We start from the raw sequence: 24,793 nt of genomic DNA, 5'->3' as shown, positions 1-24,793 counted from the left end.
TGAAAATAGATGAAAGAGGTATTTGGGAAAAAATAGCTGACAAGCTTAGAAGTAAATCACTTTGGATGCTTCACTATTGTACAGGTTGTGGAGCTATGGAACTTCCACCAACAATGACATCAAGATTTGATATGGAAAGATTTGGAATGGGACCAATGGCTACACCAAGACAGGCCGATATCCTATTTATTACTGGATACCTAAATACAAAAACACTTAGAAGAGTTATCTATACATATGAAAAAATGGCCGATCCAAAATACGTAATTGGTTTTGGTTCCTGTACATTGAACGGAGGAATATATTATGACTCATACGGAACTATAAATAAATTAGATTATTATCTTCCCGTTGATTTATATATTGCTGGATGTATGCCAAGACCTGAAGCACTTCTTGAAGCATTCAATGAACTAATGAGAATGATAAGAAACGGTGAAGCAAACGGATGGAAAAAATACAAAGAAAATTATGAATGGTATAAAAACAATCAGCTACGTTCATTAGGGGAGGTGTATGTACATGACGAATTCCATGAATGATGTAATTAATAATGTAAAAAATATCGCTAGTCAAGTAGTAATAAATGAAATTGATGAAAGAGAAATAAAATTAGAATTAAATGAAAAAGAAGTCATAAACGTTCTTTCTTACTTGAAGGGTAATGGATTTTCACACCTATCCCTTATGACTGTAGTTGATTGGATTGATGAAAGCAAATTTGAAATTGTTTATATATTATTCTCCTGGAAAACAGGAAATAAAATTATTGTATCAACAAAAATTGACAGAAAAGAAGCTAAATTTGTAACTATAAAACACTTATGGCCAACTGCAAGATTTTATGAAAGAGAAATTCATGAATTTTTTGGTATAGAATTTAAAGGTAATGATGATATGAAACCTTTATTCTTAGAAATATGGGATGATATACCACCACTAAGAAAAGACTTTGATCCATTAGAATATTCAAAGAAAAAATTCCCTGACAGAGAATATGAAAAAGATGTCATCCATGAGGCAAAAATCATAAGAGGTGATATAAATGGGTGAAGTAAAATTATTCTTTGGTCCAAATCATCCTGGAATGCATGGCAATTTTAGTGTCCATATGTATGTTGAAGGTGATACTGTCTTAAAAGCAAGACCACTCCCAGGTTTTTTACATCGTGGTTTTGAAAAATTAATGGAAAGAAGACTCTGGTTTCAAAATCTTGCACTTATACCAAGAATTTGTGTTCCAGAACCTGATATAAATGAAGCATGTTATGCAATGGCTGTTGAAAAGATAGCAAAAATAGAGGTTCCAGAGAGAGCTCAATGGATAAGAATGATTGTTTTAGAACTTGCAAGAATAGCAAATCACTTAATGAGTTTTCCAGGTATTGGTGGTGCAATCGGTCTTTATACTAGTTCTTTTTGGGGAACCGCTGACAGAGATAGAATTTTAGATATATTTGAAAATTTAACTGGTGCAAGAGTTTATCATATGTATATTATTCCTGGAGGAGTAAGAAAAGACCTAACACCAAAAATAATAAAAATGATTAAAGAAACTCTTGACTATATCGAATCAAGATTACCTGACTATGAAAATCTTATATTTAAAAACAGAATCGTTCAAACCAGATTAAAAGGCATTGCACTATTAGATAGAGAAACCGCTTTAGAGTTAGGTGTCACAGGTGTTGGATTAAGAGCAACTGGAATACCATACGATATAAGAAAAGTAGATCCTTATTTATTCTATGATAAAGTTGAATTTGAAGTACCTACTGCTACAGAAGGAGATGCATTCTCCAGAGTTTATTTAAAATATTTAGAAATTCCACAAAGTATAAAAATTATAAGACAAGCATTAGAAATGATGCCAGACGGTAAAGCAAATGTTCCAATTAGTGAGGGTAATGCTCTTAGATATAGAGTTCCAAAAGGTCAAGCATATGTACATATAGAGTCAACTCGCGGCGAATATGGTTACTTTATGGTTTCAGATGGTGGAGAAAAACCATATAGAGTAGCTGTTAGAGGGGCATCATACCCACAAACATTTATAGGCATAGAAAAATACCTACCTGGAACAAGAATTGAAGACGTTCCAATATGGCTTGCTACGATGGACGTTTGTGCTCCTGAGGTAGACAGATAAGGAGGTGTGTGCAGTGAATAATAATAGTACAATGCCAAAAAAAGATTTTTTTGCACCAATAAAGGCTTGGAAGTTTTTATTTAAAAAACCAGTGACAATTAAGGTCCCATATGTTAAAAGAGAAGCTGCAGAAAGATATAGAGGATTTCATATAAATGATTGGGAAAAATGTATAGGATGCGGTACTTGTGCAAAAATATGTCCTACAGATGCAATTAGAATGGTCGAAGTAGAGGATTTACCCCATGAATATGGCAAAAAACCCCAACGTCCAGTCATTGATTACGGAAGATGTTCATTTTGTGCAATGTGTGTTGACATCTGTACAACCGGTTCCTTAAATATGACAAGAGAATACGTGCATGTTTCACCCGATCCTGAGGACTTTATTTACGCACCTACAGAAAAAGGAATACATGGAATAGAAAATATTCCCGTTGGTTGGACAAAAGATGAAAGTTCAGACCTTTTAGAATTAGATAGAGTTGAAATGGAAATGATCGAAGGAGAAGAAAGATCAAAATCATTTATCGAATATGTTAAAGGATATAGCAAAGAACAAGCTATGCATGAAGCTGCAAGGTGTGTTGAGTGTGGAATTTGTACAGACAGATGTCCACAACATATGAGAATTCCAGAATATATTAAAGCAATTTGGAAAGACGATCTAAAAGAAGCAGTAAATATATTGCTAAAAGGTGACTTAGAACAAGATATGCTCGGTGCAAATCCATTTTCTTCAGTGTGTGGTAGAGTATGTACTCACAAGTGTGAAGAAGCATGTTCAATAGGGAACAGAGGAGATGCAATTGCAATTAGATGGCTAAAAAGGTACATTGTTGACAACATTTCAAGTTATGAAAACGTTGTTAATTATAAAATTGAACCAAGGAACAAAAAAGTTGCGATTGTAGGTTCAGGACCTGCAGGACTTTCAGCTGCATACTTTTTAGCAACTATGGGATACGAAGTAGAAGTATTTGAAAGTCTTTCAAGGCCTGGCGGTGTCATGAGATACGGTATACCATCATATAGGCTGCCTGATGAAGCTTTAGATAAAGATATAGCTTTCATTCAAGCACTTGGGGTAAAAATTCACGTCGGTGTTAGTGTAGGAAAAGATATACCTCTAATGGAACTAAAAGAAAAATTTGATGCTGTCTATGTTTCAACAGGATTTACACTTGGAAGAAGTACCAATATTCCTGGAACAGAACATGAAGATGTAATACAAGCTCTGCCATTATTAAGAGAAATAAGAGACTTTCTAAGAGGAGAAGGACCAAAACCAAAGATTCCAAAAAGCCTTGTTGTTATTGGTGGCGGTAATGTTGCAATGGACGTTGCTAGATCAATGGCAAGGCTTCAAATGATGGAATATGGCAAAGTAGATGTAAAAGTTTCAAGTTTAGAAAGAACATACGAAGAAATGCCAGCAGATATGGAAGAAATAGAGGAAGGATCAGAAGAAGGTGTAAAATTCTATCCTGGATGGGGTCCAATAAGAATAATAATTGAAAATGACAAAGTAAAAGGTGTTGAATTCAAAAAATGTCTTGAGGTATTTGATGAAAATCGAAGATTTAATCCAAAATTTGATGAAAACCAAAAAATGGTTTTGGAAGCAGATATGGTAGTTGAGGCAATAGGACAGGCACCTGACTATAGCTACCTTCCCGAAGAATTAAAAGAAAAATTAGAATTTGTAAGAGGAAGAATTGTAACAAACGAATATAGGCAAACATCAATTAAGTGGCTTTTTGCTGGTGGTGATATTGTTCACGGTCCTGACATTATTCACGGTGTTGCAGATGGTTATTGGGCAGCAAAAGGTATTGATGAATATTTAAGAAGTGAGGTGAAATAATGTCAATTGAAGACATTTTAAAACTTGCTGAAAATTTTGAAATTGAAGGATACAAATTTTATATGTCCAAAAAAGAAGAAATCAAAAATTCACTTGCAAAAGAAGTTCTTGAATTCCTAAAAAACATGGAAAAAGAACATACTGAATACATTAGAATGGTTAGAAAAGCACTCGAAGAAAATGGTGAAATTCCTGCTGCTTCAGTTGATACTACAAAAGACTTTTTCAAAGAAAAATTTACTTCACAAAAAATAAGTAAAACGCCTTCAGAAGATGACATAAAAGATTTGTCTATTCTAAGAATGGCCCTTTTAATTGAAAAAGATTTTGTCAACTACTACGATAAAGCAGCAAAACGTGCTAGAGAGTTAGAAAATAAACAATTGGTAAAAATACTAGAAAACTTAAAAACATGGGAAGAAAGCCACGTAGAATTGGTCAAAAAAATGATTGAAGAAATATACGAAAAAAATAGCCTTGACCTTGGATTTTATCCTTTCTAACCATTGAAAAAATAAAAATACCCCAAGGGTGAAATATCATCCTTGGGGTATTTTTTACTTGATTTAAAAAAATAAAAATGTTATAATTTATTCAGAGCATTCATTCACTGAATGAACGGAGGGAGAGTATGTCAAAATTGTACGAAAAAATATTAAACAAAAGTGCTATTATTGGTGTAATGGGAATGGGATATGTTGGACTTCCACTTGCAGTTGAAAAGGCCAGAGCTGGATACAACGTCATTGGGTTTGATATACAACAAAAAAGAGTGGATATGATCAATGAAGGAAAGAATTATATTGGAGATGTCAATGATGAAGAATTAAAACAACTTGTAAGTGAAAAAAGGCTTAGAGCCACTACCAATTTCGATGAACTTGCAAATTGTGATGTAATAAGTATATGTGTTCCCACACCGCTTGATAAATTCAAACAACCAGATCTTTCGTACATTATTCAAACGGCAGAAGATATCTCTAAAAGACTACGCCGCGAACAGCTAATAATTTTAGAAAGCACAACATATCCTGGAACCACCGAAGAAGTAGTCCTACCTATACTTCTAAAATCTGGACTTGAGGTAGGTAAAGATTTTTACCTTGCATTTAGTCCCGAAAGAGTTGATCCAGGAAATATGAGATATAAAACGAGAAATACTCCAAAGGTGGTTGGTGGAGTGACCAGTGAATGTACAAAATACGCAAAAGCATTGTACGAAAATGTGCTCGATGCTCCGGTATTCCCAGTAAGCTCCCCTAAAACTGCTGAAATGTCCAAAATCCTTGAAAATACTTTTAGATTAGTTAATATTGCATTAGTTCAAGAGATGACAAAAGTTGCTGAAAAAATGAATGTTAATATTTGGGAAGTAATAGATGCAGCCTCAACTAAACCGTTTGGTTATATGCCATTTTATCCAGGTCCAGGTATAGGTGGGCACTGTATTCCTATCGATCCATTTTATCTATCATACAAAGCAAGAGAATACGATCTTCATTTAATGCTTGTTGAACAAGCAGGCCAAGTCGCAGATGAAATGCCTTACTACGTTGTCCAAAGACTTGGCGATATTTTAAATGAATTTAAAAAGCCTTTTAATGGTAGTAAAATATTAGTCCTAGGAGTTGCATACAAAGGAAATATAGATGATATGAGAGAAAGTCCCGCATTAAAAGTAATAGAGATATTAGAAAGAAAAAAAGCAGAGGTATATTATTTTGATCCATTTGTACCAGAATTTACTTTAAACGGAAAGAATTACAAATCCATAGATCTTGATAAAGAAGTCCTTAAAAACTTCGATGGAGCAATTATAACCACTGCTCATACTATTGGAATAGATTATGAATATATAATAGAAAATTTACCATTTGTTTTTGACACTAAAAATGTTTTAAAGAACTTTAAAAACAGAGAAAAAATATACGTTTTATAACCTTGGCAGATTTTTAATGACAGTCTTAATTATCTCAACATATTTTTCTCTCATTTGTGAGTAATTGATTAGGCCATCAGCTGGATGGCCTTTTTTTATTCCAGCCCTTATAAGTCTAAAATCTTCATAATAAGGTAATTTGTTTAAATTCAAAGCATAGCTTCTCATAGAATCCAAAAGACTATTAAAATATTCCACTTCGTAAATTTCACCATCTGGTCTATCATTTGGAATGATACCAGTTCCTGGTGTAAAAGTCCATTCTCCAAAAATATTATTTGCTTCAATAGCAAATCTACTTGTTCCCCATGCAGATTCTACGGCAGCCTGTGCAAGTGCTATGTCCTCTGGAATGATATTTACCTTTAATAATAGGTCGTCATAATCTTTTGCGTCATATTTCTTCATATAAAACTCTAAAATTTTTAAATCACCATTTTCCTTTGCTTTTAAGATTTCTTTTCTTTCCATAAGAATTTCTTGATTAACTTTTCGAATTAGTGGAATCATTATTTTTACAAATAATTCCTTTTTTTCAGCCACTGGAGCTTCAGAAAGGTTTTTTGGCAATGATTCAACAATAATATTAGGAGGGTTTTTAATTGAAAAATACCCTATCTTTTCAAAATATTTTTTTAATTCTTTCCATTCATCAAATTTGACCTTTATTTCTGAGTCAAAAAATTGAAAATACTCAAATTCTGAATCAATAGTATAAAAGTTTAAAAACAAAAATGCTATAATTATAATTGAAAAAGTTGCTTTTCTCACCTATTGTATCACCTCTTATACCAATTTTATCATAAATTTTATAAATAAACTTAAAGGAGGGGTTAAATGCTTTTTAAGACTGATTTTAGAGGTTCATACGCTATCTTGTTTGTTGAACTTGAAATAGATGAAACTATTGTAGCAGAACCTGGTGCAATGGTTTCAATGGAAGGAGATATTGAAGTAAATACATCTACAGGTGGAATATTTAAAGCCTTAAAAAGAGCCTTTTTAGGGGGTGAACACTTTTTCCTTAATAAATATATTTCACATAGCAAAAGCAAAATTTCATTTGCCCCACTTCTTCCAGGTGATATTGAAGTAATAGATATCAAAAATGGATTTTTCCTTCAATCTACATCCTATCTTGCAAGTCAAGAAACTATATCAATAGACACAAAATTTGGTGGATTCAAAACTTTCTTTTCCGGTGAAGGTTTCTTTTTATTAAAACTTTCTGGATATGGAAAAGCTGCTATATCTGCCTTCGGTGGAATTTATCATAAAGAACTTGAACCTGGAGAGACAATTACTGTTGATACAGGTCATATTGTAGGATTTGATGAAACAGTAAAATATTCTGTTAGAACATTTGGCGGAATAAAATCAACTCTTTTTGGTGGTGAAGGTCTCGTAGTTGATCTTGTTGGTCCAGGAAGAGTATATATACAAACAAGAAATTCTCCTGCATTTATTAACTGGATTAGAAATCTTTTACCTAGAGATACCGCAAGTAAGTAAAAACAATCTTTTTTTTGAACCATTTAAAATTTTCATTAGTCAAAATAGTAGAAAAAGTAAAAAGTGGTTTTTATAATTGCTAATAAGGTAGAGTGTAATTCTTTGTTAACAAAAATGGTTCGTAACAGAAACTTTGGTAAGACTAACTTTGTAACATAAATGATGTAATATATTAATTAGAGAAACCCCCCTATCCCCCTTGAGATACACCCCCCACAGCTTTGAGCGGGCCAAGAAAAAGGCCCGTGTTTTTTTTATTTATTTTCCAACACAAAAGTTGGAGAAAATTGTGTCGAGCAAATCTTCGGAAAATCTTTTCCCTATTAATACATCTAATTCTTCCAAAGCTTTTCTTATATCAATAGATACAACATCAACCTCATACCCACTTTTTAAATTAAAAATAGTACTTTCAACATTTCTTTTTACTCTCTCCAAAACTTCGAGCTGCCTTTGTGTTATTACATGAGAGCTTTCTCCAGATTCTATGATATCAGAAACCTTTGATAATATCATGGACTCTAAAGATCTAAAACTTTCTCCCGTTAAAGCACTTATTTTTACTGCATCTTTAAACTCCTTATTAAAATTATCACCAATATCACACTTGTTCCATACAGGTATATAGTTTAATTTTTTTACCTTCTCAAAAATATACTCATCTTCCTTTGTAAAACCTGTTGTCGCATCCAAAACAAAAAGAACAATATCAGCTTTTTCAAGTTCTTTAATGCTTTTTTGAATACCTATACTTTCAACAACATCATCTGTTTCTCTTATACCAGCAGTATCAACAATAACAAAATGGATTCCATTAATATCTATCTCACCTTTTATAACATCCCTTGTTGTACCGGGAATATCCGTAACTATTGCTCTATCTTCTTCCAAAAGCTTATTTAACAAGGTAGATTTTCCTGAATTTGGCTTTCCCACGATTGTCATAACTATACCCTGGTTCAAGGTTAAAGCTTTTTTGCTTTTCTCAATTTTCAAAGATAATTCTTGATCTATTTTAGCCAATAAATTAAAAATATTCTCAAAATCAACTTCCATATCATCTGGATAGTCTATAGAAACTTCTATTTCAGCAAGTATATTTAATAACCTTGAGCGATAATTTTCTATTTCTTCTGATAACTTCCCTTTTAAATTTTCAAAAGAAAGTTTTAAAGATATTTCACTCTTTGCTTCTATTATTTGATATATTGACTCTGCTTGAACTAGTGAAATTTTTCCATTTAAAAATGCTCTTTTTGTAAATTCTCCTCTTTCTGCAAGCCTTGCTCCACTCTTCAACACTGCTTCAAGAACTTTTCTAGTAACCAGTATTCCTCCATGACCATATATTTCAACTAAATCATTTCCTGTATAACTATTTGGGGATTTATAAAAAACAATATTTACCTCATCTACTATTTTCCCTTCAAATTCCATAAAAGCATGATAAACTCTTCTATAATCAACATTAGAAATTTTTGTCAACTTTTTTGCAATATCATGACTTTTAGGTCCATCAATCCTTATAACTGAAATAGCACCTGTTCCTAAAGGGCTGGATATTGCCGCAATCGTGTCAAACAAATCTTAATCCCTCCTCACAAAGGTTGTTTCAAAATTTTATTAAATCTCCTCGGAAATTTAGGATCAGTTGCTTTTACTTTTTCAAAAACAAGTAACACTCTTCCTTTATCAAGTATATTATATTCCCTTATTTCTTTAAGTTTTACGTTTAGCTCTTTTATAGCATTTTGCGCACTATCTAACTCTTTTTTATAATTTTTCCCCTTGTAAAGAAAAATTTTTCCACCAACTTTTGAAAAAGGAACAGTCAATTCCAATATTACTCTTAATTCTGCAACAGCCCTTGAAAAAACCGAATCAAATTTTTCAATCAAATCTTTCTTTTCCTCAATTCTTACATTTAAAAATTCTAGATTACTCAAATTTAATTTATTACAAACCCCTCTAACAAAATCTATCTTTTTTCTGGAAGAATCAACTAATAAGCCATGAGAATTTTCAAACATAATTCCAATAAAAACCCCAGGAACGCCTCCTCCGGTTCCAACATCTAAAAAATTATTCCCCACATCATCTTCTTTTAGTGGAATTAAAGTATCCATGGCTAATAACTGGTAGGCAAGTTCTAGATCCTTTATTGCGGTAAGATTTAACGGTGCATTTATAATTTCTTTCAAATAACTTAAAATGATTTCTCTTTTTTCAAAATTCATTTTATCTTACCTCTTAACACTAAATATGTATATTTAATTATTTCAAAAGGCACATGCCTTTTTTTTATCGGAGACTGCAGCCATCTATAAAACCATTCTAATTTCATTTTCTGGAAAAACAGTGGCGCACGTTTTTTTAACCCTGAAATTACGTCAAAACTTCCACCTACACCCATTGCAAATTTAAAAGGCAATGAAAAGTTATTAAAAATCCATTCTTCTTGCCTTGGAACTCCCATACCAACAAAAACTAAGTCAGGTTTTAAACGTTCTATTTCCTCAGAGACACTTTTATCATCAAAAGAAAAATAACCATGATGAAAGCCAACGACATTTACACCATTATTTTTCAATTTTTCAGCCGCTTCCTCAATAACTTTTGGTTTAGCACCTAAAAGATAAACTTTCCAGTTATACTCTTTAGACTTTTCACATAAATATAACATTGTGTCTATACCTGTAATTCTGTCAGTTAAAATGTTTCTGTTCCTTTTTAAGGCCCATACTATTCCAGAACCATCGGGAATAATATATGTAGCATTATTTACAACGTTTCTATAATAACCATCCTTCAACGCTCTTAATAAAATAGAAGCATTCAAAGTTACTATAAAAGTTTTTTCATTAGAAATTATACTCTTTACAATTTCGTCTCTTATTTCATTTTCAAATCCAACTGTGACCTTTAACTGCGAGAAGTTTACAATATCCACTTTCTCCACCTTTCTTAATTTTCTAATACAAAAAATTCCCGGATATTACCGGGACTGGTGCCGAGGGCGGGACTTGAACCCGCACGGAGAAAACTCCACATGATCCTGAGTCATGCGCGTCTGCCAGTTCCGCCACCTCGGCATGTTACACAACTATATTATATCACACAAAATTTAAGTAAACTATACTTCTTCAAACAATTCTTGCTTTACAAATATTGAACTTTCAAAGATTATCTTAGGAGAAGGTATACCATTGAAATTTGTACCATATTCAGTAGTGTACGCTCCTGTGTTATACAATACAATTAAATCATCCATTGTTATGGTTTTTGGTAAATTAATATCATAATACATTACATCAACGCTATCACATGTTGGACCTGCAAGAACAAATTTTTCCTTTTCTTCATCTTCTTTACCAATAACTTCAACTTCATATCTTATATTTTGTATAGTCTCAGTAAGACCATGGAATACTCCAGCATCAGTATAAATCCATTTTTCTTCTCCTTTTTGGCTTCTTAAAATTACACTCGTTATCATTACACCAGCGTTACCTACCATTGAACGTCCTGGTTCCAATATTACTGTTACATCTTCTCCAATATAATCTGCTATTGCCTCATTTATAACTGCAGAAATCTCTTCAACTGTTGGAATATTTTTTGAATATTTTACTGGCATTCCACCACCAGTATTAACCATCTTCATTTCAATTCCCATTCTTCTTGCCTCTTCAAATACTACAGAAACTTCCCTAATAGCAACTCTCCAATTTTCAGGGTTATAATTTTGTGATCCCACATGAAAACTTACACCAATTGGATTAAGTCCCAATGAGTGCGCATATTTTACTAATGAAATGGCGTGATCAACACTTGTTCCAAATTTTTTGGTTAAAGGCCAGTCTGCATCATCTTCCATTCCATTGGTGCTAATTCTAACATATATATCTGAACTTGGGGCATTTTCAGCTATCTTTTCTATCTCCATTTCGCTATCAACTGCAAACATTTTAATTCCTTTTTCATATGCAAACGCTATATCTGAAGATTTCTTTATTGTATTCCCAAAACTCATCCTCTCTGGTTCTACACCTATACTTAAGAGCTTTTCAATCTCTGGTCTTGAAGCTACATCAAAATAGCTTCCTAAATCTCTTAAAAGTTTTAAAATTTCAATATGGGAGTTGGCTTTAACAGCATAATAAACCTTTGAATTTTTTACATTTTCTACAAGTCTTTTGTAGTTATCTCTTATTACTTCCAAATCCATTACCAAAATAGGAGTTCCATGCTTTTCTGCCAATGCTTTCAATTTTTTGTTGAGAATTTTTTTGTCCATTCTCCCCACTCCCTTCAGTAAAAAATCTAAAACAATAATAAACTAATTTATGCTACATTAAAACATACATTTTATTAATTTTTTACTACAACATGTTACAATTTTGAAATACAGAGTGGGGAGGTTATAATAACATATAAATAAAATGTGAAAAAACGCCAGCTGCAAGTCCTCCAATTGTATGAGACAAAATTGCTTTACCTGTCAAAAATCTATACCCAAGCTCATCCATCATAGCAATATGAGTGCTTAAATATCCACTCCAAGTCATTCCCATGGCTGTAAAGACTGCTATATCATTCGGTGTAATAATATTCAAATCAATAAACTTTGGAATTAATGCAAGCGCAGCACCAGTTGAACCCAATGACGTTAAAGGAAAGGCAATCAATTCAGGATTGGAAAAACCAAACAACCACTTTAAAATAAAGAATATTTTTTCACCCAAATAAGGCAATATTGGGATACCTTCATATGCAAGACCCTGGTATCCTACTGTTGGATCTTTCGGCCCAAAAGTAATCATCATTACAAAAGTACTTATTACTAGAACACCTGGGATAATGCCCAATCCAATATCAACACCCTTTTTTCCACCATCAAGCAGAGCGGTTAAGAGCCTCTCTGTAAAACTGCCATAACTATTGCCATCCTCATATTCAACATTTATAACTTCTTCTGAATCATCGTAGTCTCCCAATTTTTTCTTTGTAAAACTTGAAAAAATTCTTACGCTAACAATACTTCCAAAAATTGCCCCCAAATTTCCAATAAACACTGCAGGAACTAGATTATATCCCATTTTACTACCTTGAGCAATCATAAAAGTTGAAACGATTAATCCCATACCAAAGGAAGTTCCCAAATTGCACAGCAAAGGTTCTTGCCACTTTGCAAAGTTTTTCATAAACCTTTTGTCCTTCGCAAGTGCAATAATAGCCGGATTATCTGAAAAGTAAGTTGCTATTATTCCCATCACAGAAACACCAGGAAGGTTATAGAGAGGTTTCATAAACGGTCTTAAAATTATATCTATCAAATCTGCAACTTTGAATTCAAATAAAAGTCCCGAAAAAGCTCCAGTAATAACTGCTACTGCCATAATAAAAAATACGGTATTTAATAATAAATCATGGGCTGTTAGCATTAGTGTCTTAAAAAAATTAGAAACTCCCATATAGGAGTTTACAAATAAAAAGGCAAGTATCAATACTATTAGAAAAAGAAAAGCTTCAAAATAGGATTTTTTCACAAATACTCCCCTTTCTCAGTCTAATTTTAGCAGAACCAGTATAATACCAACTAATAAAGATATTACACCAACTATTTCTGCATGCAACGACTGAGAAATGGGATAAGCGGCAATTAAAATCGCAAAATATTTAAAAAAGCTCCCAATTATTCTTTTGCTTACTCTTTTAATTGAAAATATAGCATACTCAAATCTATCTTTTCCCAAAGCCAAAACCAATATTCTAAATCTAGTATCTATAGAATAAATATCCCTAATAATTCTATAAAGCTGATAAAGTGTTGAAAGAATTAAAAAGAAAAACAGCTGTAAAATACCTTTAGGTATATAATACCAACCTAATATTCCAAGCCCTAAAACAATTAATTCGTTGAAAAGCCTAAATGTTCCATATTTAAAAAATGTCTTTGAAATTACAATTAAAAAAGCTAATGTAATAGAAATCAGGAGCCCTACGGCCCCTGTAATAAGCGTAAAAAAAGTAACATTAAGCATTATCTTTTTCACCGCCACTCTTAAACATTTCAGAAATTGCCCCTATACTTCCTAAAATACCTGATAATTCCATTGGTAAGAATATCTTAGTTGCATTTCCATTTGCCATTTCTTTAAGTGTTTCAAGATACCTTACTGCAATAACATCGTTGGTAGGATTTCCTTCATGGATTGATTTAAATACTAACATAATAGCTTCACCTTGACCCTGAGCTTCAGCAATCAATTTATACTTATTAGCTTCTGCAACTTTCTTAATGGCCTCCGCTTCACCTTCTGCCTTTAAAATCGCTGCCTGTTTTTGACCTTCTGCCTTCAAAATTTCAGATTGTCTAATTCCTTCTGCTTCTAAAATTGCTGCTCTTTTTGTTCTTTCAGCCTTCATTTGTTTACTCATAGCTTCCATAATATCTTTTGGTGGATCTATCTTTTTAATTTCAACTCTTGTAATCCTAATTCCCCATTTATCAGTAGCTTCATCAAGTACAGTTCTAAGCTTCGTATTTATTTTCTCCCTTGAAGTAAGCGTCTGATCAAGTTCTAATTCACCAATAACATTTCTAAGATTCGTTTGTGCAAGTTTTATAGTTGCAAATTCAAAATTACTAACGTTGTATACTGCCTTATAAGCATCTGTAATTTCATAGTATATTACAGCATCTACAGTTACAACAACATTATCCTTTGTAATAACTTCTTGAGGTGGAACATCTATAACATGTTCTCTTAAATCTACTTTTATCATTCTATCAAAAAAAGGAATTATAAAATGAATACCAGCTTTAACTTCTTTTCTAAACTTTCCAAGTCTTTCTACCAATCCTCTTTCATATGGCCTAACTATTCTTATGCCAGATGCCGCAACTAAAAACAAAAAGAATATTAATATTAAAAACAAAAAGTATAACATTATCACACCCCCTCCTCTATCTTTTCAACTACAACATGTGCACCTTCAACTTGCAAAATTTTTACATATTCCCCCTTTTTTATTAGAATTTCATCATTCTTTGAAAATGCTCTCCAGGTATCACCATTTACTTTAATAATTCCAGTTCCTGCTTTGTTGTTAATATCTTCTAAAACTAAGGCCTGCTTTCCAATTATCTCATCAACATTAATTTTTCTCGTTTGCTCTCCACTAATTTTATTTGCAAGAGGCCTTGTTAAAATAACCAAAATACCGGAGACTACTATAAATGTAACAAGTTCCCAAATTGTATTACCTATGAAAAAAGCAACTAGCGCTGATGCCAATGCACCAATACCAAACCAAAATATAAAAAACGTAGGTGTTAATATCTCAGCTGCCATTAATATTACTGCTAATATAATCCAAAAAACTGTCGAGCTAATTATATCACCCCCTCACTTTTTAAAAAACTTTCAAATTTTTCAACCAAATTTGGATCAAAATATTTTCCAGATAACTTCTTAATCATTTCCATAGCTTCTTTTGGGGTCTTTAGCTCAGATTCCCATTCTGAAGAAATAAAATGAGTTGTTTCATCAAAAAAATCCAGTATAGAAATCACTCTGGCATAATATGGAATCTGTCTTTCTCTCAAGCCATCTGGAAAACCTTTTCCATCCCATCTTTCATGGTGATATCTAACAGTTGGAATATATTCCCACAAAACCTCAAACATCGAAAGAAAAATACTTCCCATAACTGTGTGGTCTTGGTAACTTTCTTCAAACAATCTCATTCTAGTGGGTGAATATAACATTAATTGTTCAAGGCTGATTTTTCCAACATCATGCAAATATGCATGAAATACAAATTTTCTTAGCTCTTTTTCATCCATTCCTAAAAATCTTCCAAATTTTTCCGCCATTCTTGCAACTCTTTCAGTATGACTATATCCATCACTGTCTTCTACCTCACTCAAAACTATTATATTTACAAGTAAATCAACAATTAATTCTTCTGCTTTATCCTTGTGCAGAACATTTAAATGCCCTCTTACAACTTTTTCAATTATTATAGGTAAAAGGTCAAAATATCGTTTTTCGTTTTTGAGAGAAAAAACAATATCTTGATTCTTTTCTACAAAGATAAATCCATTCTCTTCAAAAATATTTATATCTTTTTCTCCTTTTTCAAAACCTATATCATAGTCAGATAATTTTTCATTCAAAAAATCTGATAATTCTTTTGAGATCAAGTTATCACCTTCTTTCAGCAATAGCCTTGCGGACAACCTCAACAAATTCTTCAACATTTACATCCTTTTCCTCGGCTCCATCCCTGCTTCTAACACTTATTTTACCACTTTTTTCTTCATTTTCTCCTACAATAATCATATATGGTACTTTGCTGATTTGAGCTTCTCTAATCTTATAACCAAGAGTTTCGTTCCTACTATCAACTTCAACCCTAATATTATTTTCACTTAAGAATCTTGCAACTTTTCTTGCATAATCAATATATTTATCAGAAACTGGTAAAACTAATACCTGAACTGGTGAAATCCAAAGAGGGAATGCTCCTGCATAATGCTCAATTAATATTCCAAAAAATCTTTCAAGTGAACCATATTTTGCTGTATGAATCATCACTGGCCTTTTTTCAATACCATCCTTGTCTACATATTTAAGGTCAAACCTTTCTGGCATTTGAAAATCTAGTTGAATTGTTGCACATTGCCATTCTCTACCAAGAGAATCTTTTACATGAAAATCAACTTTCGGGCCATAGAAAGCACCTTCACCTTCTGCAATATCAAAATCAAGTTTTATATCCTCTAAAACTTTTTTTAGCGCATTTGTTGCTTTTTCCCAGGTCTCTTCATCTCCCATATGATCTTCTGGCATGGTGCTCAGAGTTGCTCTGTAAGTAAATCCAAATGGTTTATAAAGTTCGTCTATAAGCCTTACAACAGAGCTTACTTCTTCTTCAATTTGATCTTGTCTACAGAATATATGAGCATCATCTTGAGTAAATGCCCTCACCCTAAGAAGACCATGTAACACTCCACTTCTTTCATACCTATGAACCTTCCCAAATTCAAAAAGCCTTATAGGAAGATCTCTGTAAGAGACTACATCATTCTTATAAATCAGAATATGTCCTGGACAATTCATTGGCTTTACTGCGTATTCAGTTTCTTCCTTTTCTGTAAAATACATATTATCTTTGTAATGATCCCAGTGACCGCTTTGATGCCAAAGTTTTACATTCATAATTAATGGAGTCATTACTTCTTTATATCCATACTCTTTGTGAAGTTGTCTTGAAAAACTCATCAGTTCATTTAAAATAGTTGCACCTTTTGGAAGGAATATTGGCATTCCAGCTGCAACATCTGTGTTTATGAAAAACAATCCAAGCTTTGGACCTAATTTTCTGTGATCTCTCTTTTTAGCTTCTTCAAGCATTTTTAAATAATTATCCAACTCATCTTTGGTAGCAAATGCTGTACCATAAATTCTTTGAAGCATTGGATTTTTTTCACTACCTCTCCAATATGCACCAGAAACAGATAATAGTTTAAAGTGCTTTATCATTCCTGTTCTTGGTAAATGTGGTCCTCTACATAGATCCACAAATTCTCCTTGCCTATAAAAACTTACTTTTTCATCTTGTATTTCTTTTATTAACTCAACTTTGTAAATTTGACCTTTTTCCTCCATCATTTTTATAGCTTCATCTTTGCTTAGTTCAAATCTTTCAATCTTTAAATCTTCCTTTATGATCTTTTTCATTTCTTTTTCAATTTTTTCCAAATCTTCTTCTTTTATAACCCCATTCAATATTTCAAAATCATAATAAAATCCATTTTCAATAGTAGGACCAATACCTAGTCTAACATTTTCTTGGCCATATATTCTCATAACTGCTTGAGCCATTATGTGTGCCATAGTATGTCTAAAAAATTCTGGTGCTTCTTTATCCTTTTTCGTTATAATTCTTATCTCACAATCAAAGTCAATAGGTCTTTCAAGATCCCATAGCATTCCATTAACTATTCCTCCAACTGCATTTCTGTATAACCCTTCACTAATCTCTCGTGCAATTTGTGCAAGCGTAACTTTATCTTTATATTCTTTTACACTTCCATCTGGTAAAGTTACCTTCATTATATTACCTCCTCTATTTAAATTTTATTATTCCTTTCTTTATTAAGTAAATATATATCAACAAAGAAATCAATATTGAAATAATAACTACTTTTAAATTACCATTAATCAAAAACAAAGAATAAAAAATAAAAGCTTCCAGTAAAGGTAAAATCCAAATCTTTAAGAAAGAATCTCTATACGACTCTATTAATATGATTAAAAATATCAAAAAAATATAAATTAAATTAAAATCTTTAAAGATTACCATAGTATATAAAGAAAGAAAAACAACGTATCTTAACGCTTTTTCAAAACTAAAGTTATTAACAGATTCTAAAAAGAAAAACATCATAAAAGATAAAAAAAGATCAGAAAAAGCTAAATCAAAAGAAATTAAAAAAAATGGAAATATCCAAAAAAACAAACCCGCTATCATAAACCAAGCTCCTTTGATATCTTTTTCATTGCATTTAAGGCAATTTCATAAAATTTCTCAAGTGAAAGCCCAAATTTTTCACAACTTGCCATTTGATCCCTATTTGCCCCTCTTGCAAAAGACTTTTCTTTAAAACGTTTAAGTAAGAACTGAACATCTATTGATTCTAACTTTTTTTCCGGTTTAATCAGTGCAGCTGCAACAATAAAACCAGTTGTAGGGTCAGCAGCATAAATTGCTTTTTCAATCAAAGTATCTCTAGATTTTTTCCCGCTGTGGGCAAGTATTGCATTTTTAATCTCTTGACTAACTAAATCTCCAAGCAACTCTACTGTTTTCAATCCATGCTCTTCTGGAGTATTTTTCGTATATTCATAATCTAAGTCATGTAAAAGTCCTGCAAGTCCCCAAGTTTCTTCATCTTCCCCAAAATAGTTTGCAAGATCTCTCATAACTGCCTCTGTTGCAAGACAATGTTTTATAAGATTTTTCGTCTTAACATGTTCATTTAAAAGTTCCCATGCTTGCTGCCTATTTATCATACCTAAACACCTCCACATTTATAGTATATCATAAGTTTAAAACGAAAATCACTAATAATATCTATAAAATTTTCAAAAATTGTAAAATTCAAAAAAATTCTTAATTTTTTGTTATTTTTTGATTACATCAAATATCAAGTATAATTTAAAACAAACTATAGGAGGGATTAATGTGTACAAATTGAAATGCATAACTTGTGGTACTATTTATGATCCAGAACCAAATATGTATACCTGCCCCAAATGTGGCGAAAGATATGGGACATTAGAAGTAGTTTTTAATTACGATTTAATAAATGTTAAAAAATCTGACTTTGATAAGCATGGAGATATCTCACAATTTTCAAAGATTTTGCCAATTGCAAAATATAACGTCAAACAAGTCGTAGGTAATACCCCTACATATGAATTTAAAAATTATTATGGCATAAAAAAAGTCTTCTTTAAATACGATGGGACAAACCCTACTAGCTCTTACAAAGATAGGGCTTCGGCAATTGCCATCTCAAAAGCATATGAATACGGATATGATACTATCTACTGTGCCTCAACTGGCAATGCGGCAAGCTCTCTAGCAGGACTTTCAGCACCTACTGATCTTAAAACTTTTATATTTGTACCTAAAAATATTCCAATTGCAAAACTTGCACAGTTACATGTCTTTGGAGCAACTGTAATTCTTATTGACGGAAATTACGACCAAGCATTTGATATATCTACAAAAGTTGGCAAAAAGTTAAATTGGTATTCAAGGAATTCTGCTATTAATCCATACCTTCTTGAAGGCAAAAAGACGGGTGCTATGGAACTTGCTGTACAACTTGATTTTGAAGTTCCAGATACCGTTTTTGTAAGCGCAGGAGATGGAACAGTTATAAGCTCAATTTACAAAGGTTTTTATGATTTTTACAACTTAAACCTTATACAAAAAATCCCAAAAATAATTGGCATTCAAGCAGAAGGTGCAGATGCAATTGCAAAAACATTCTTTAATGGAAAACCTTACATTCCTGTAGATATAATACCAAATACAATTGCAGATAGTATTTCTGTTGGAAAGCCTCGTGATGTAATAAAGGCTTGCAAATATGTTGAAAAAAGTGGTGGAACATTTTTAACTGTCAGTGATGAAGAAATCAAAGGTGCAATATTTGAGCTTGCTAAAAATACGGGTATTTTCGCAGAACCTGCTGGTGCCGCTGCATATGCAGGTTTTAAAAAAGCTATTTCTATGGATTTGCTAAAAAAAGAAGATACTGTAGCAATATTTATTACTGGAAACGGCTTAAAAGATATTAAAGCTGTGCAAGATAACATAGAAATTAATACTATTCCACCAGTCTTCGAAAAAATCATTGAATATATAAATGGGGTGAAAAAATGAAAATTAAATTCACACTTAACGGACAAACAATTGAAAGGGATGTACCTGTTTATAAAAGAGCTCTTGACTTTTTAAGAGATGATTTGAAGATAACGTCTGTAAAGGAAGGATGTGGTGAAGGAGAATGCGGAGCTTGTACGATAATCGTCAACGGTAAAAATGTTCATTCATGCCTTATGCTTGCAGTTGAACTTGATGGAAAAGAAGTGATTACACTTGAGGGTATTAAAGATCCAATTAAAGATGCTTATGTTGAAGCTGGGGCAATACAATGTGGATTTTGCACACCAGGATTTATAGTTTCAACAAAAGTGCTACTCGATAAAAATTCCAATCCAAGCGAAGAAGAAATAAAAGAAGCACTTGAAGGAAATCTTTGTAGATGTACCGGTTATGTAAAGATAATTAATGCTGTGAAAATAGCTTCTAGCAAGATCAAAGGAAGTGAAAAAAATGATTAAAAATTATTTCTTACCTAAAACAGTTGAAGAATTATCTGAAATTAAAGCATCTACAAAAGGCTTCCTCTTCTCCGGTGGTACTGATCTTTTTGTCAAAATGAGGGCTAACGCAATAAACACAGACACAGTAATAGATACAAAAGCTATTATTGAAGACCCAAAAATTAGTGATAAATTATTTATTCCATTAAACTTTACATACAGTCAACTTAGAGAATATCTAAAAGATAACAACATAAACAAATATTTAGATAATGTAATAAGGCTAATAGGCTCACCAATGATTAGAAATCGAGGGACTCCTGTCGGAAACATTGCAAACGCATCACCGGCGGGAGATTTTGTACTTGCAAGTTATCTTTTAAATGCAAAAGTAATTATCAAACCAACAAATAAAAAAATCCCCATTGAAGATTTTATAAAAGGTCCCGGAAAAATAGAATTAGAAAAAAATGAATTTATTTTTGGAATAGAACTTGATATAAAAAATGACTATAAATTCTATTTTGAAAAAGTTGGCAGAAGAAATGCGATGATCATTTCAATTGCAAGCATTGCAATACTATTAAAAGACTCAAACAACAAAATTGATGACATTGCAATTTGTTACGGTTCCGTTGGTCCTACTATATTACGTGAAAAGTTACTAGAAGAAAAAGTAAAAGGCAAAGAAATAAGTTTAGAACTTTTCGAATATCTTGCAAGCGAATATGAAAAACTTTCAAACCCAATTACCGATGTTAGAGCATCAAAAGAATATAGAAAAAAGCTTGTATACAACCTCATGATTAAAGCATATTACAATCTTAAAGAAAAGAAGGTGGTGGATATATGATAAAGTTTAAAGAATATGTAAAGCCAAAAACATTAGAAGAGGCATATCAAATACTAACCGAAAAAAATTCACGAGTTATCGGAGGAGCTGCATTTTTGAAACTTTCAAACCAAGAATTTGATGTTGCAATTGATCTAATAGATGCAAATCTTGACTTTATAAAAGACTATCCAGAAAAAGTTGAAATCGGCTCGATGGTGACAATATCAGCTTTTGAAGAGCATCCTGCACTTTCAACTTTATACAAAGGCTTTTTAAAAAATGTTGCAGAAAAAATTTTAAGTTATCAAATGAGAAACATAGTTACTGTTGGAGGAACTATATTTCCTAAATACGGCTTTTCTGATTTAATTACAGCCCTCTTAGCATTAAATACAAATGTAGAATTGTATAAAAATGGTAAAATGCCACTTGAAAAATTTCTTGAAACAAAAATAGTTAAAGATATCTTGTCAAAAGTCGAGATAATGAAAGAAAATTTAAAGCTCGCATTTGAATATGTCAGAAATTCAGAATATGATTTTTCTTTACTAAACGTAGCTGTATCAAACAATGAAGGAAAATTTAAAATTGCTGTTGGTGCAAGGCCAGGTATAGCTCAACTTGCTAAAAGCGCCGCAGAATTTTTATCAAATAACGTCATCACAAAAGAAAATATTGAAAAAGCTGCAGAAATTGCATCTGAAGAATTAAAATTTTCAGATGATTTAAGAGCCACAGCAGAGTATAGGAAAAAGGTTTGTAAAGCACTTGTAAAACGTGCTCTTGAGGAGGTGACAAAATGAAGATTAGTCTAATAATAAACGGTGAAAAAAAAGATGTTGAAATAAATCCAGATGATATTTTACTCGATGTTCTAAGAAAACTAGGTTATTATAGCGTTAGAAGAGGTTGTGACACTGGAATGTGTGGAATTTGTACCGTTTTGCTTGATGGAAAACCTGTACCTTCATGTTCTGTTTTTGCAGCAAGAGCTGATGGCCATCATATAACAACAGTTGAAGGGCTCGAAGATGCAAAAGTTTTTGCCCAATATCTTGCTGAAGAAGGTGCCGACCAATGTGGTTTTTGCAGTCCTGGATTGATCGTAAATACTGTCTATCTTAAAAATAAAAACATTAAAGATAAAGAAGAAATAACAAACAAATTGATTGGTAATCTTTGCAGGTGCACTGGATATCTAGGACAGCATAGAGCAATAGAAAAATTCTTGGGGGTGGAAAAATGAAAGAGGTTACAAGAAAAATTCCAAAAAAGGATGCATTAGGACTTCTTTTAGGAAAACCAGTATACACAGATGATCTATCCCCCAAAGATGCGCTTATAGTTAAAATATTAAGGAGCCCACATGCGTTTGCAAAAATAAAAAATATTGATACATCGAAAGCAGAGAAAATTGACGGAATAGAATGTGTTTTAACATATAAAGATCTTCCAAGAATTCCGGTAACTAGAGCGGGACAGGGTTATCCTGAACCTTCTCCGCATGATTGGTATATACTTGATGAATATGTAAGATATGTTGGAGATGAAGTTGCAATTGTTGCAGGAAAAGATGAAAAGGTCGTAGAAAAAGCATTGTCAGAAATTAAAGTAGAGTATGAAATACTAGAACCAGTCCTTGATTTTGAAAAAGCGGAAAATCATTCTTCAGTTATACATCCTGAAAAAGAAACTCATCCAATGTTTGAAATAGGGTTTGATGCTAAAAAAAATATTGCAGCTTCGTATGAAATGGAAATAGGCAATGTTGAAGAAGAACTAAAAAAATGTGATGTAATAATTAACGAAAGATTTTATACACAAGCTCAAGCCCATGTTGCTTTTGAGCCACATACTGCTGTCTCATATATTGATATGCATGGAAGACTAGTAATCATTTCTTCAACACAGGTGCCATTCCATGTTAGAAGGATAATTGCCGAAGCATTTAATATACCAATAAAAGACATTAGAGTTATAAAACCAAGAATTGGTGGAGGTTTTGGTGGAAAACAAGCAATACATGGTGAACCTTTTGTTTCCGCTGTTACATTAAAAACAGGAAAACCTGCAAAAATTGTTTATTCTCGCCAAGAAGTTTTTGAAGCAACCTATACTAGACATCCTATGAGATATGATATCACATTAGGAGCAACAAAAGATGGAAAATTAAAGGTTATTGACATGAAAGGTTTATCAGATACCGGAGCGTATGGTGAGCACGCTCTTACCACATTTATGGTTGCTGGTTCTAAAACACTTCCAATGTACAACAAAGTTGATGCCGTAAGATTTTCAGGGAAAGTTGTTTATACAAATAAGGTACCTGCGGGAGCATATAGAGGATATGGTGCAATTCAAGGGAACTTTGCACTTGAATCTGCTATTGATATCTTAGCTGAAAAACTAAATATGGATCCTTCAGAATTTAGAAAAAAGAATATGATACGTGAAGGCGAAACTTCACCAATATTCAAGATAATGGGTGAAGGTCGTGAAGGAGTAGATATGATTGTAAGAAGTTGTAAATTAAATGAATGTGTTGAAGAAGGAATGAAATTAATTAACTGGAAAGAAAAATTTCCAAGAAAAAAAATATCTGAAACAAAATTTAGAGGAATTGGAATGGCAATAGCAATGCAAGGATCAGGTATTGCAAACATTGATATGGGATCTGCCATATTAAAATTAAATGATGATGGTTCATTTAATTTATTAATTGGTGCAACGGATCTTGGTACTGGAAGTGATACAATACTTGCCCAAATAGCAGCTGAAGTCCTTCAAGTTCCTACTGAAAATATTATTGTTTATTCATCAGATACCGATCTTACTCCATTTGATGTTGGTGCATATGCATCAAGTACTACATACGTCTCAGGTAATGCTGTAAAAAGAGCAGCAGAAAAAATGAAAAGAATGATTATTAGAGAAGGAGCGCTTAAATTAGGGCTTGATGAATCAAAAGTAGACTTTGATGGAAAATATATATTCGAAAAAGATGGTAGTAAAAAAGTTGATTTAAAAGAACTTGCCACAGTTTTGTATTACACTGAAAATCAAAAGCAGTTAATTGCAGATGCATCATATGTTGGTGAAGAATCTCCACCACCATTTATGGCAGGCTTTGCAGAAGTTGAAGTTGATATTGAAACAGGAAAAGTTAAGCTTATAAACTATGTGGCGGTAGTAGATTGTGGTGTTACAATTAATCCAAATCTTGCAAGAATTCAAGTTGAAGGTGGTCTTGTGCAAGGAATTGGTATGACATTATTTGAAGATGTTAAATACTCACCAAGTGGAAAATTATTGACAAACAATTTAATGCAATATAAAATTCCTTCAAGAAAAGATATAGGAAATATTATAGTAAAATTCGTAGAAAGTTATGAACCTACTGGTCCCTTTGGCGCTAAATCTGTTGCAGAAATTGGAATTGATACACCACCGGCTGCTATAGCTAATGCAATATATAACGCAGTAGGTGTTAGGATTAAAAGCCTACCAATTACTCCAAAAAAAATATTAATGAGTTTAAATAATGAGTAAAAAATCAAGCCTCCAAAATTGGAGGCTT

General features: G+C 32.3%; 26 protein-coding genes and 1 tRNA gene. 13 read left to right on the top strand and 14 right to left on the bottom strand.

Features of this window, described 5'->3' with window-relative positions; translation table 11 throughout:
* The first annotated feature begins 5 nt into the window (after window positions 1-5).
* The 6 genes from EO083_RS01140 to EO083_RS01115 all read left to right on the top strand — a co-directional run bounded on the left by EO083_RS01140 (window position 6) and on the right by EO083_RS01115 (window position 5,955).
* Window positions 6-542: a NuoB/complex I 20 kDa subunit family protein gene (locus EO083_RS01140; protein WP_126992542.1), complete on the top strand. Its 537-nt coding sequence runs from the start codon at window positions 6-8 to the stop codon at window positions 540-542.
* Window positions 523-1,053, top strand: coding sequence for an NADH-quinone oxidoreductase subunit C (locus EO083_RS01135; RefSeq protein ID WP_126992388.1), 531 nt, complete (start codon window positions 523-525; stop codon window positions 1,051-1,053). Before EO083_RS01140 ends, EO083_RS01135 begins: the two co-directional genes overlap by 20 nt.
* A complete protein-coding gene (locus EO083_RS01130; protein WP_126992387.1) occupies window positions 1,046-2,149 on the top strand; it encodes an NADH-quinone oxidoreductase subunit D in 1,104 nt (367 codons plus the stop codon). The genes EO083_RS01135 and EO083_RS01130 overlap by 8 nt, the downstream gene beginning before the upstream one ends.
* A 31-nt stretch (window positions 2,150-2,180) precedes the next feature.
* Window positions 2,181-4,016 carry an FAD-dependent oxidoreductase gene (locus EO083_RS01125; RefSeq protein ID WP_126992541.1) on the top strand — a complete coding sequence of 612 codons (1,836 nt, stop codon included), beginning with the start codon at window positions 2,181-2,183 and terminating at the stop codon, window positions 4,014-4,016.
* On the top strand, window positions 4,016-4,519 hold the full coding sequence (locus EO083_RS01120) for a ferritin-like domain-containing protein (protein ID WP_126992386.1): 504 nt from the start codon (window positions 4,016-4,018) through the stop codon (window positions 4,517-4,519). The genes EO083_RS01125 and EO083_RS01120 overlap by 1 nt, the downstream gene beginning before the upstream one ends.
* Before the next feature lie 128 nt (window positions 4,520-4,647).
* On the top strand, window positions 4,648-5,955 hold the full coding sequence (locus EO083_RS01115; RefSeq protein WP_126992385.1) for a nucleotide sugar dehydrogenase: 1,308 nt from the start codon (window positions 4,648-4,650) through the stop codon (window positions 5,953-5,955).
* On the opposite strand, the gene EO083_RS01110 is transcribed toward EO083_RS01115, so the two are convergent.
* Window positions 5,950-6,726 (bottom strand): glucosaminidase domain-containing protein, encoded by a 777-nt coding sequence (locus EO083_RS01110; RefSeq protein ID WP_126992384.1) that lies wholly within the window; start codon window positions 6,724-6,726, stop codon window positions 5,950-5,952. The genes EO083_RS01115 and EO083_RS01110 overlap by 6 nt on opposite strands.
* Before the next feature lie 66 nt (window positions 6,727-6,792).
* Between EO083_RS01110 and EO083_RS01105 the strand changes: the two genes are divergently transcribed.
* Entirely contained in the window at window positions 6,793-7,467 is a 675-nt protein-coding gene (locus EO083_RS01105) for a TIGR00266 family protein (protein ID WP_126992383.1), read from the top strand.
* A 258-nt stretch (window positions 7,468-7,725) separates the two neighbouring features.
* Here the strand turns inward: EO083_RS01105 and mnmE are convergent, their stop codons facing one another.
* From mnmE to EO083_RS01040, 13 genes are all read right to left on the bottom strand, one after another.
* Window positions 7,726-9,051, bottom strand: coding sequence for a tRNA uridine-5-carboxymethylaminomethyl(34) synthesis GTPase MnmE (gene mnmE, locus EO083_RS01100; RefSeq protein ID WP_126992382.1), 1,326 nt, complete (start codon window positions 9,049-9,051; stop codon window positions 7,726-7,728).
* A 14-nt stretch (window positions 9,052-9,065) separates the two neighbouring features.
* On the bottom strand, window positions 9,066-9,704 hold the full coding sequence (gene rsmG, locus EO083_RS01095) for a 16S rRNA (guanine(527)-N(7))-methyltransferase RsmG (RefSeq protein ID WP_126992381.1): 639 nt from the start codon (window positions 9,702-9,704) through the stop codon (window positions 9,066-9,068).
* Entirely contained in the window at window positions 9,701-10,417 is a 717-nt protein-coding gene (locus EO083_RS01090) for a WecB/TagA/CpsF family glycosyltransferase (protein ID WP_126992380.1), read from the bottom strand. The genes rsmG and EO083_RS01090 overlap by 4 nt, the downstream gene beginning before the upstream one ends.
* A gap of 55 nt (window positions 10,418-10,472) precedes the next feature.
* Window positions 10,473-10,559 (bottom strand) — tRNA-Leu (locus EO083_RS01085).
* Between the two features lie 41 nt (window positions 10,560-10,600).
* Window positions 10,601-11,764 (bottom strand): type III PLP-dependent enzyme, encoded by a 1,164-nt coding sequence (locus EO083_RS01080; protein WP_126992379.1) that lies wholly within the window; start codon window positions 11,762-11,764, stop codon window positions 10,601-10,603.
* Between the two features lie 124 nt (window positions 11,765-11,888).
* The gene (locus tag EO083_RS01075; protein ID WP_126992378.1) at window positions 11,889-13,016 is read right to left on the bottom strand and encodes a CD0519/CD1768 family membrane protein; all 1,128 of its coding nucleotides are present in this window, start codon (window positions 13,014-13,016) and stop codon (window positions 11,889-11,891) included.
* Between the two features lie 15 nt (window positions 13,017-13,031).
* Window positions 13,032-13,511, bottom strand: coding sequence for a hypothetical protein (locus EO083_RS01070; RefSeq protein WP_126992377.1), 480 nt, complete (start codon window positions 13,509-13,511; stop codon window positions 13,032-13,034).
* Complete coding sequence (locus EO083_RS01065; RefSeq protein ID WP_004102489.1) at window positions 13,504-14,421, bottom strand: SPFH domain-containing protein; 918 nt, start codon at window positions 14,419-14,421, stop codon at window positions 13,504-13,506. Before EO083_RS01065 ends, EO083_RS01070 begins: the two co-directional genes overlap by 8 nt.
* A 2-nt stretch (window positions 14,422-14,423) precedes the next feature.
* The gene (locus tag EO083_RS01060; RefSeq protein ID WP_206512267.1) at window positions 14,424-14,825 is read right to left on the bottom strand and encodes an NfeD family protein; all 402 of its coding nucleotides are present in this window, start codon (window positions 14,823-14,825) and stop codon (window positions 14,424-14,426) included.
* A gap of 41 nt (window positions 14,826-14,866) precedes the next feature.
* Window positions 14,867-15,700 (bottom strand): HD-GYP domain-containing protein, encoded by an 834-nt coding sequence (locus EO083_RS01055; protein ID WP_241229916.1) that lies wholly within the window; start codon window positions 15,698-15,700, stop codon window positions 14,867-14,869.
* Entirely contained in the window at window positions 15,684-17,594 is a 1,911-nt protein-coding gene (thrS, locus tag EO083_RS01050) for a threonine--tRNA ligase (RefSeq protein WP_126992375.1), read from the bottom strand. Before thrS ends, EO083_RS01055 begins: the two co-directional genes overlap by 17 nt.
* 13 nt (window positions 17,595-17,607) lie before the next feature.
* Window positions 17,608-18,012 (bottom strand): hypothetical protein, encoded by a 405-nt coding sequence (locus tag EO083_RS01045; RefSeq protein ID WP_126992374.1) that lies wholly within the window; start codon window positions 18,010-18,012, stop codon window positions 17,608-17,610.
* A complete protein-coding gene (locus tag EO083_RS01040) occupies window positions 18,009-18,554 on the bottom strand; it encodes an HD domain-containing protein (protein WP_126992373.1) in 546 nt (181 codons plus the stop codon). The genes EO083_RS01045 and EO083_RS01040 overlap by 4 nt, the downstream gene beginning before the upstream one ends.
* Window positions 18,555-18,726: 172 nt before the next feature.
* On the opposite strand from EO083_RS01040, the gene thrC reads away from it, so the two are divergent.
* The 6 genes from thrC to EO083_RS01010 are packed head-to-tail and all read left to right on the top strand — an operon-like array spanning window position 18,727 to window position 24,765.
* Complete coding sequence (gene thrC, locus EO083_RS01035) at window positions 18,727-19,938, top strand: threonine synthase (RefSeq protein WP_126992372.1); 1,212 nt, start codon at window positions 18,727-18,729, stop codon at window positions 19,936-19,938.
* Window positions 19,935-20,399: a (2Fe-2S)-binding protein gene (locus EO083_RS01030; protein WP_126992371.1), complete on the top strand. Its 465-nt coding sequence runs from the start codon at window positions 19,935-19,937 to the stop codon at window positions 20,397-20,399. Before thrC ends, EO083_RS01030 begins: the two co-directional genes overlap by 4 nt.
* Window positions 20,392-21,234: an FAD binding domain-containing protein gene (locus tag EO083_RS01025; RefSeq protein ID WP_126992370.1), complete on the top strand. Its 843-nt coding sequence runs from the start codon at window positions 20,392-20,394 to the stop codon at window positions 21,232-21,234. Before EO083_RS01030 ends, EO083_RS01025 begins: the two co-directional genes overlap by 8 nt.
* Window positions 21,231-22,019: an FAD binding domain-containing protein gene (locus tag EO083_RS01020; protein WP_126992369.1), complete on the top strand. Its 789-nt coding sequence runs from the start codon at window positions 21,231-21,233 to the stop codon at window positions 22,017-22,019. Before EO083_RS01025 ends, EO083_RS01020 begins: the two co-directional genes overlap by 4 nt.
* Complete coding sequence (locus EO083_RS01015) at window positions 22,016-22,462, top strand: (2Fe-2S)-binding protein (RefSeq protein ID WP_126992368.1); 447 nt, start codon at window positions 22,016-22,018, stop codon at window positions 22,460-22,462. Before EO083_RS01020 ends, EO083_RS01015 begins: the two co-directional genes overlap by 4 nt.
* The gene (locus EO083_RS01010) at window positions 22,459-24,765 is read left to right on the top strand and encodes a xanthine dehydrogenase family protein molybdopterin-binding subunit (RefSeq protein WP_126992367.1); all 2,307 of its coding nucleotides are present in this window, start codon (window positions 22,459-22,461) and stop codon (window positions 24,763-24,765) included. Before EO083_RS01015 ends, EO083_RS01010 begins: the two co-directional genes overlap by 4 nt.
* Window positions 24,766-24,793 lie beyond the last annotated feature (28 nt).

Source organism: Thermosipho globiformans (assembly GCF_003990895.1).
GTDB lineage: Bacteria > Thermotogota > Thermotogae > Thermotogales > Fervidobacteriaceae > Thermosipho > Thermosipho japonicus.
This window is presented reverse-complemented; position numbering and strand designations above follow the sequence as displayed.

Bases quoted from the DNA above. Each gene is read 5' to 3' on its own strand.
- EO083_RS01045 (WP_126992374.1), bottom strand. From the start codon at position 18,012: ATGATAGCGGGTTTGTTTTTTTGGATATTTCCATTTTTTTTAATTTCT.
- EO083_RS01120 (WP_126992386.1), top strand. From the start codon at position 4,016: ATGTCAATTGAAGACATTTTAAAACTTGCTGAAAATTTTGAAATTGAA.
- EO083_RS01040 (WP_126992373.1), bottom strand. From the start codon at position 18,554: ATGATAAATAGGCAGCAAGCATGGGAACTTTTAAATGAACATGTTAAG.
- EO083_RS01065 (WP_004102489.1), bottom strand. From the start codon at position 14,421: ATGTTATACTTTTTGTTTTTAATATTAATATTCTTTTTGTTTTTAGTT.
- EO083_RS01125 (WP_126992541.1), top strand. From the start codon at position 2,181: ATGCCAAAAAAAGATTTTTTTGCACCAATAAAGGCTTGGAAGTTTTTA.
- rsmG (WP_126992381.1), bottom strand. From the start codon at position 9,704: ATGAATTTTGAAAAAAGAGAAATCATTTTAAGTTATTTGAAAGAAATT.
- EO083_RS01030 (WP_126992371.1), top strand. From the start codon at position 19,935: ATGAAAATTAAATTCACACTTAACGGACAAACAATTGAAAGGGATGTA.
- EO083_RS01015 (WP_126992368.1), top strand. From the start codon at position 22,016: ATGAAGATTAGTCTAATAATAAACGGTGAAAAAAAAGATGTTGAAATA.
- EO083_RS01010 (WP_126992367.1), top strand. From the start codon at position 22,459: ATGAAAGAGGTTACAAGAAAAATTCCAAAAAAGGATGCATTAGGACTT.
- thrS (WP_126992375.1), bottom strand. From the start codon at position 17,594: ATGAAGGTAACTTTACCAGATGGAAGTGTAAAAGAATATAAAGATAAA.
- EO083_RS01070 (WP_126992377.1), bottom strand. From the start codon at position 13,511: ATGCTTAATGTTACTTTTTTTACGCTTATTACAGGGGCCGTAGGGCTC.
- EO083_RS01130 (WP_126992387.1), top strand. From the start codon at position 1,046: ATGGGTGAAGTAAAATTATTCTTTGGTCCAAATCATCCTGGAATGCAT.
- EO083_RS01060 (WP_206512267.1), bottom strand. From the start codon at position 14,825: ATGGCAGCTGAGATATTAACACCTACGTTTTTTATATTTTGGTTTGGT.
- EO083_RS01025 (WP_126992370.1), top strand. From the start codon at position 20,392: ATGATTAAAAATTATTTCTTACCTAAAACAGTTGAAGAATTATCTGAA.
- EO083_RS01020 (WP_126992369.1), top strand. From the start codon at position 21,231: ATGATAAAGTTTAAAGAATATGTAAAGCCAAAAACATTAGAAGAGGCA.
- EO083_RS01080 (WP_126992379.1), bottom strand. From the start codon at position 11,764: ATGGACAAAAAAATTCTCAACAAAAAATTGAAAGCATTGGCAGAAAAG.
- EO083_RS01115 (WP_126992385.1), top strand. From the start codon at position 4,648: ATGTCAAAATTGTACGAAAAAATATTAAACAAAAGTGCTATTATTGGT.
- EO083_RS01135 (WP_126992388.1), top strand. From the start codon at position 523: ATGACGAATTCCATGAATGATGTAATTAATAATGTAAAAAATATCGCT.
- EO083_RS01105 (WP_126992383.1), top strand. From the start codon at position 6,793: ATGCTTTTTAAGACTGATTTTAGAGGTTCATACGCTATCTTGTTTGTT.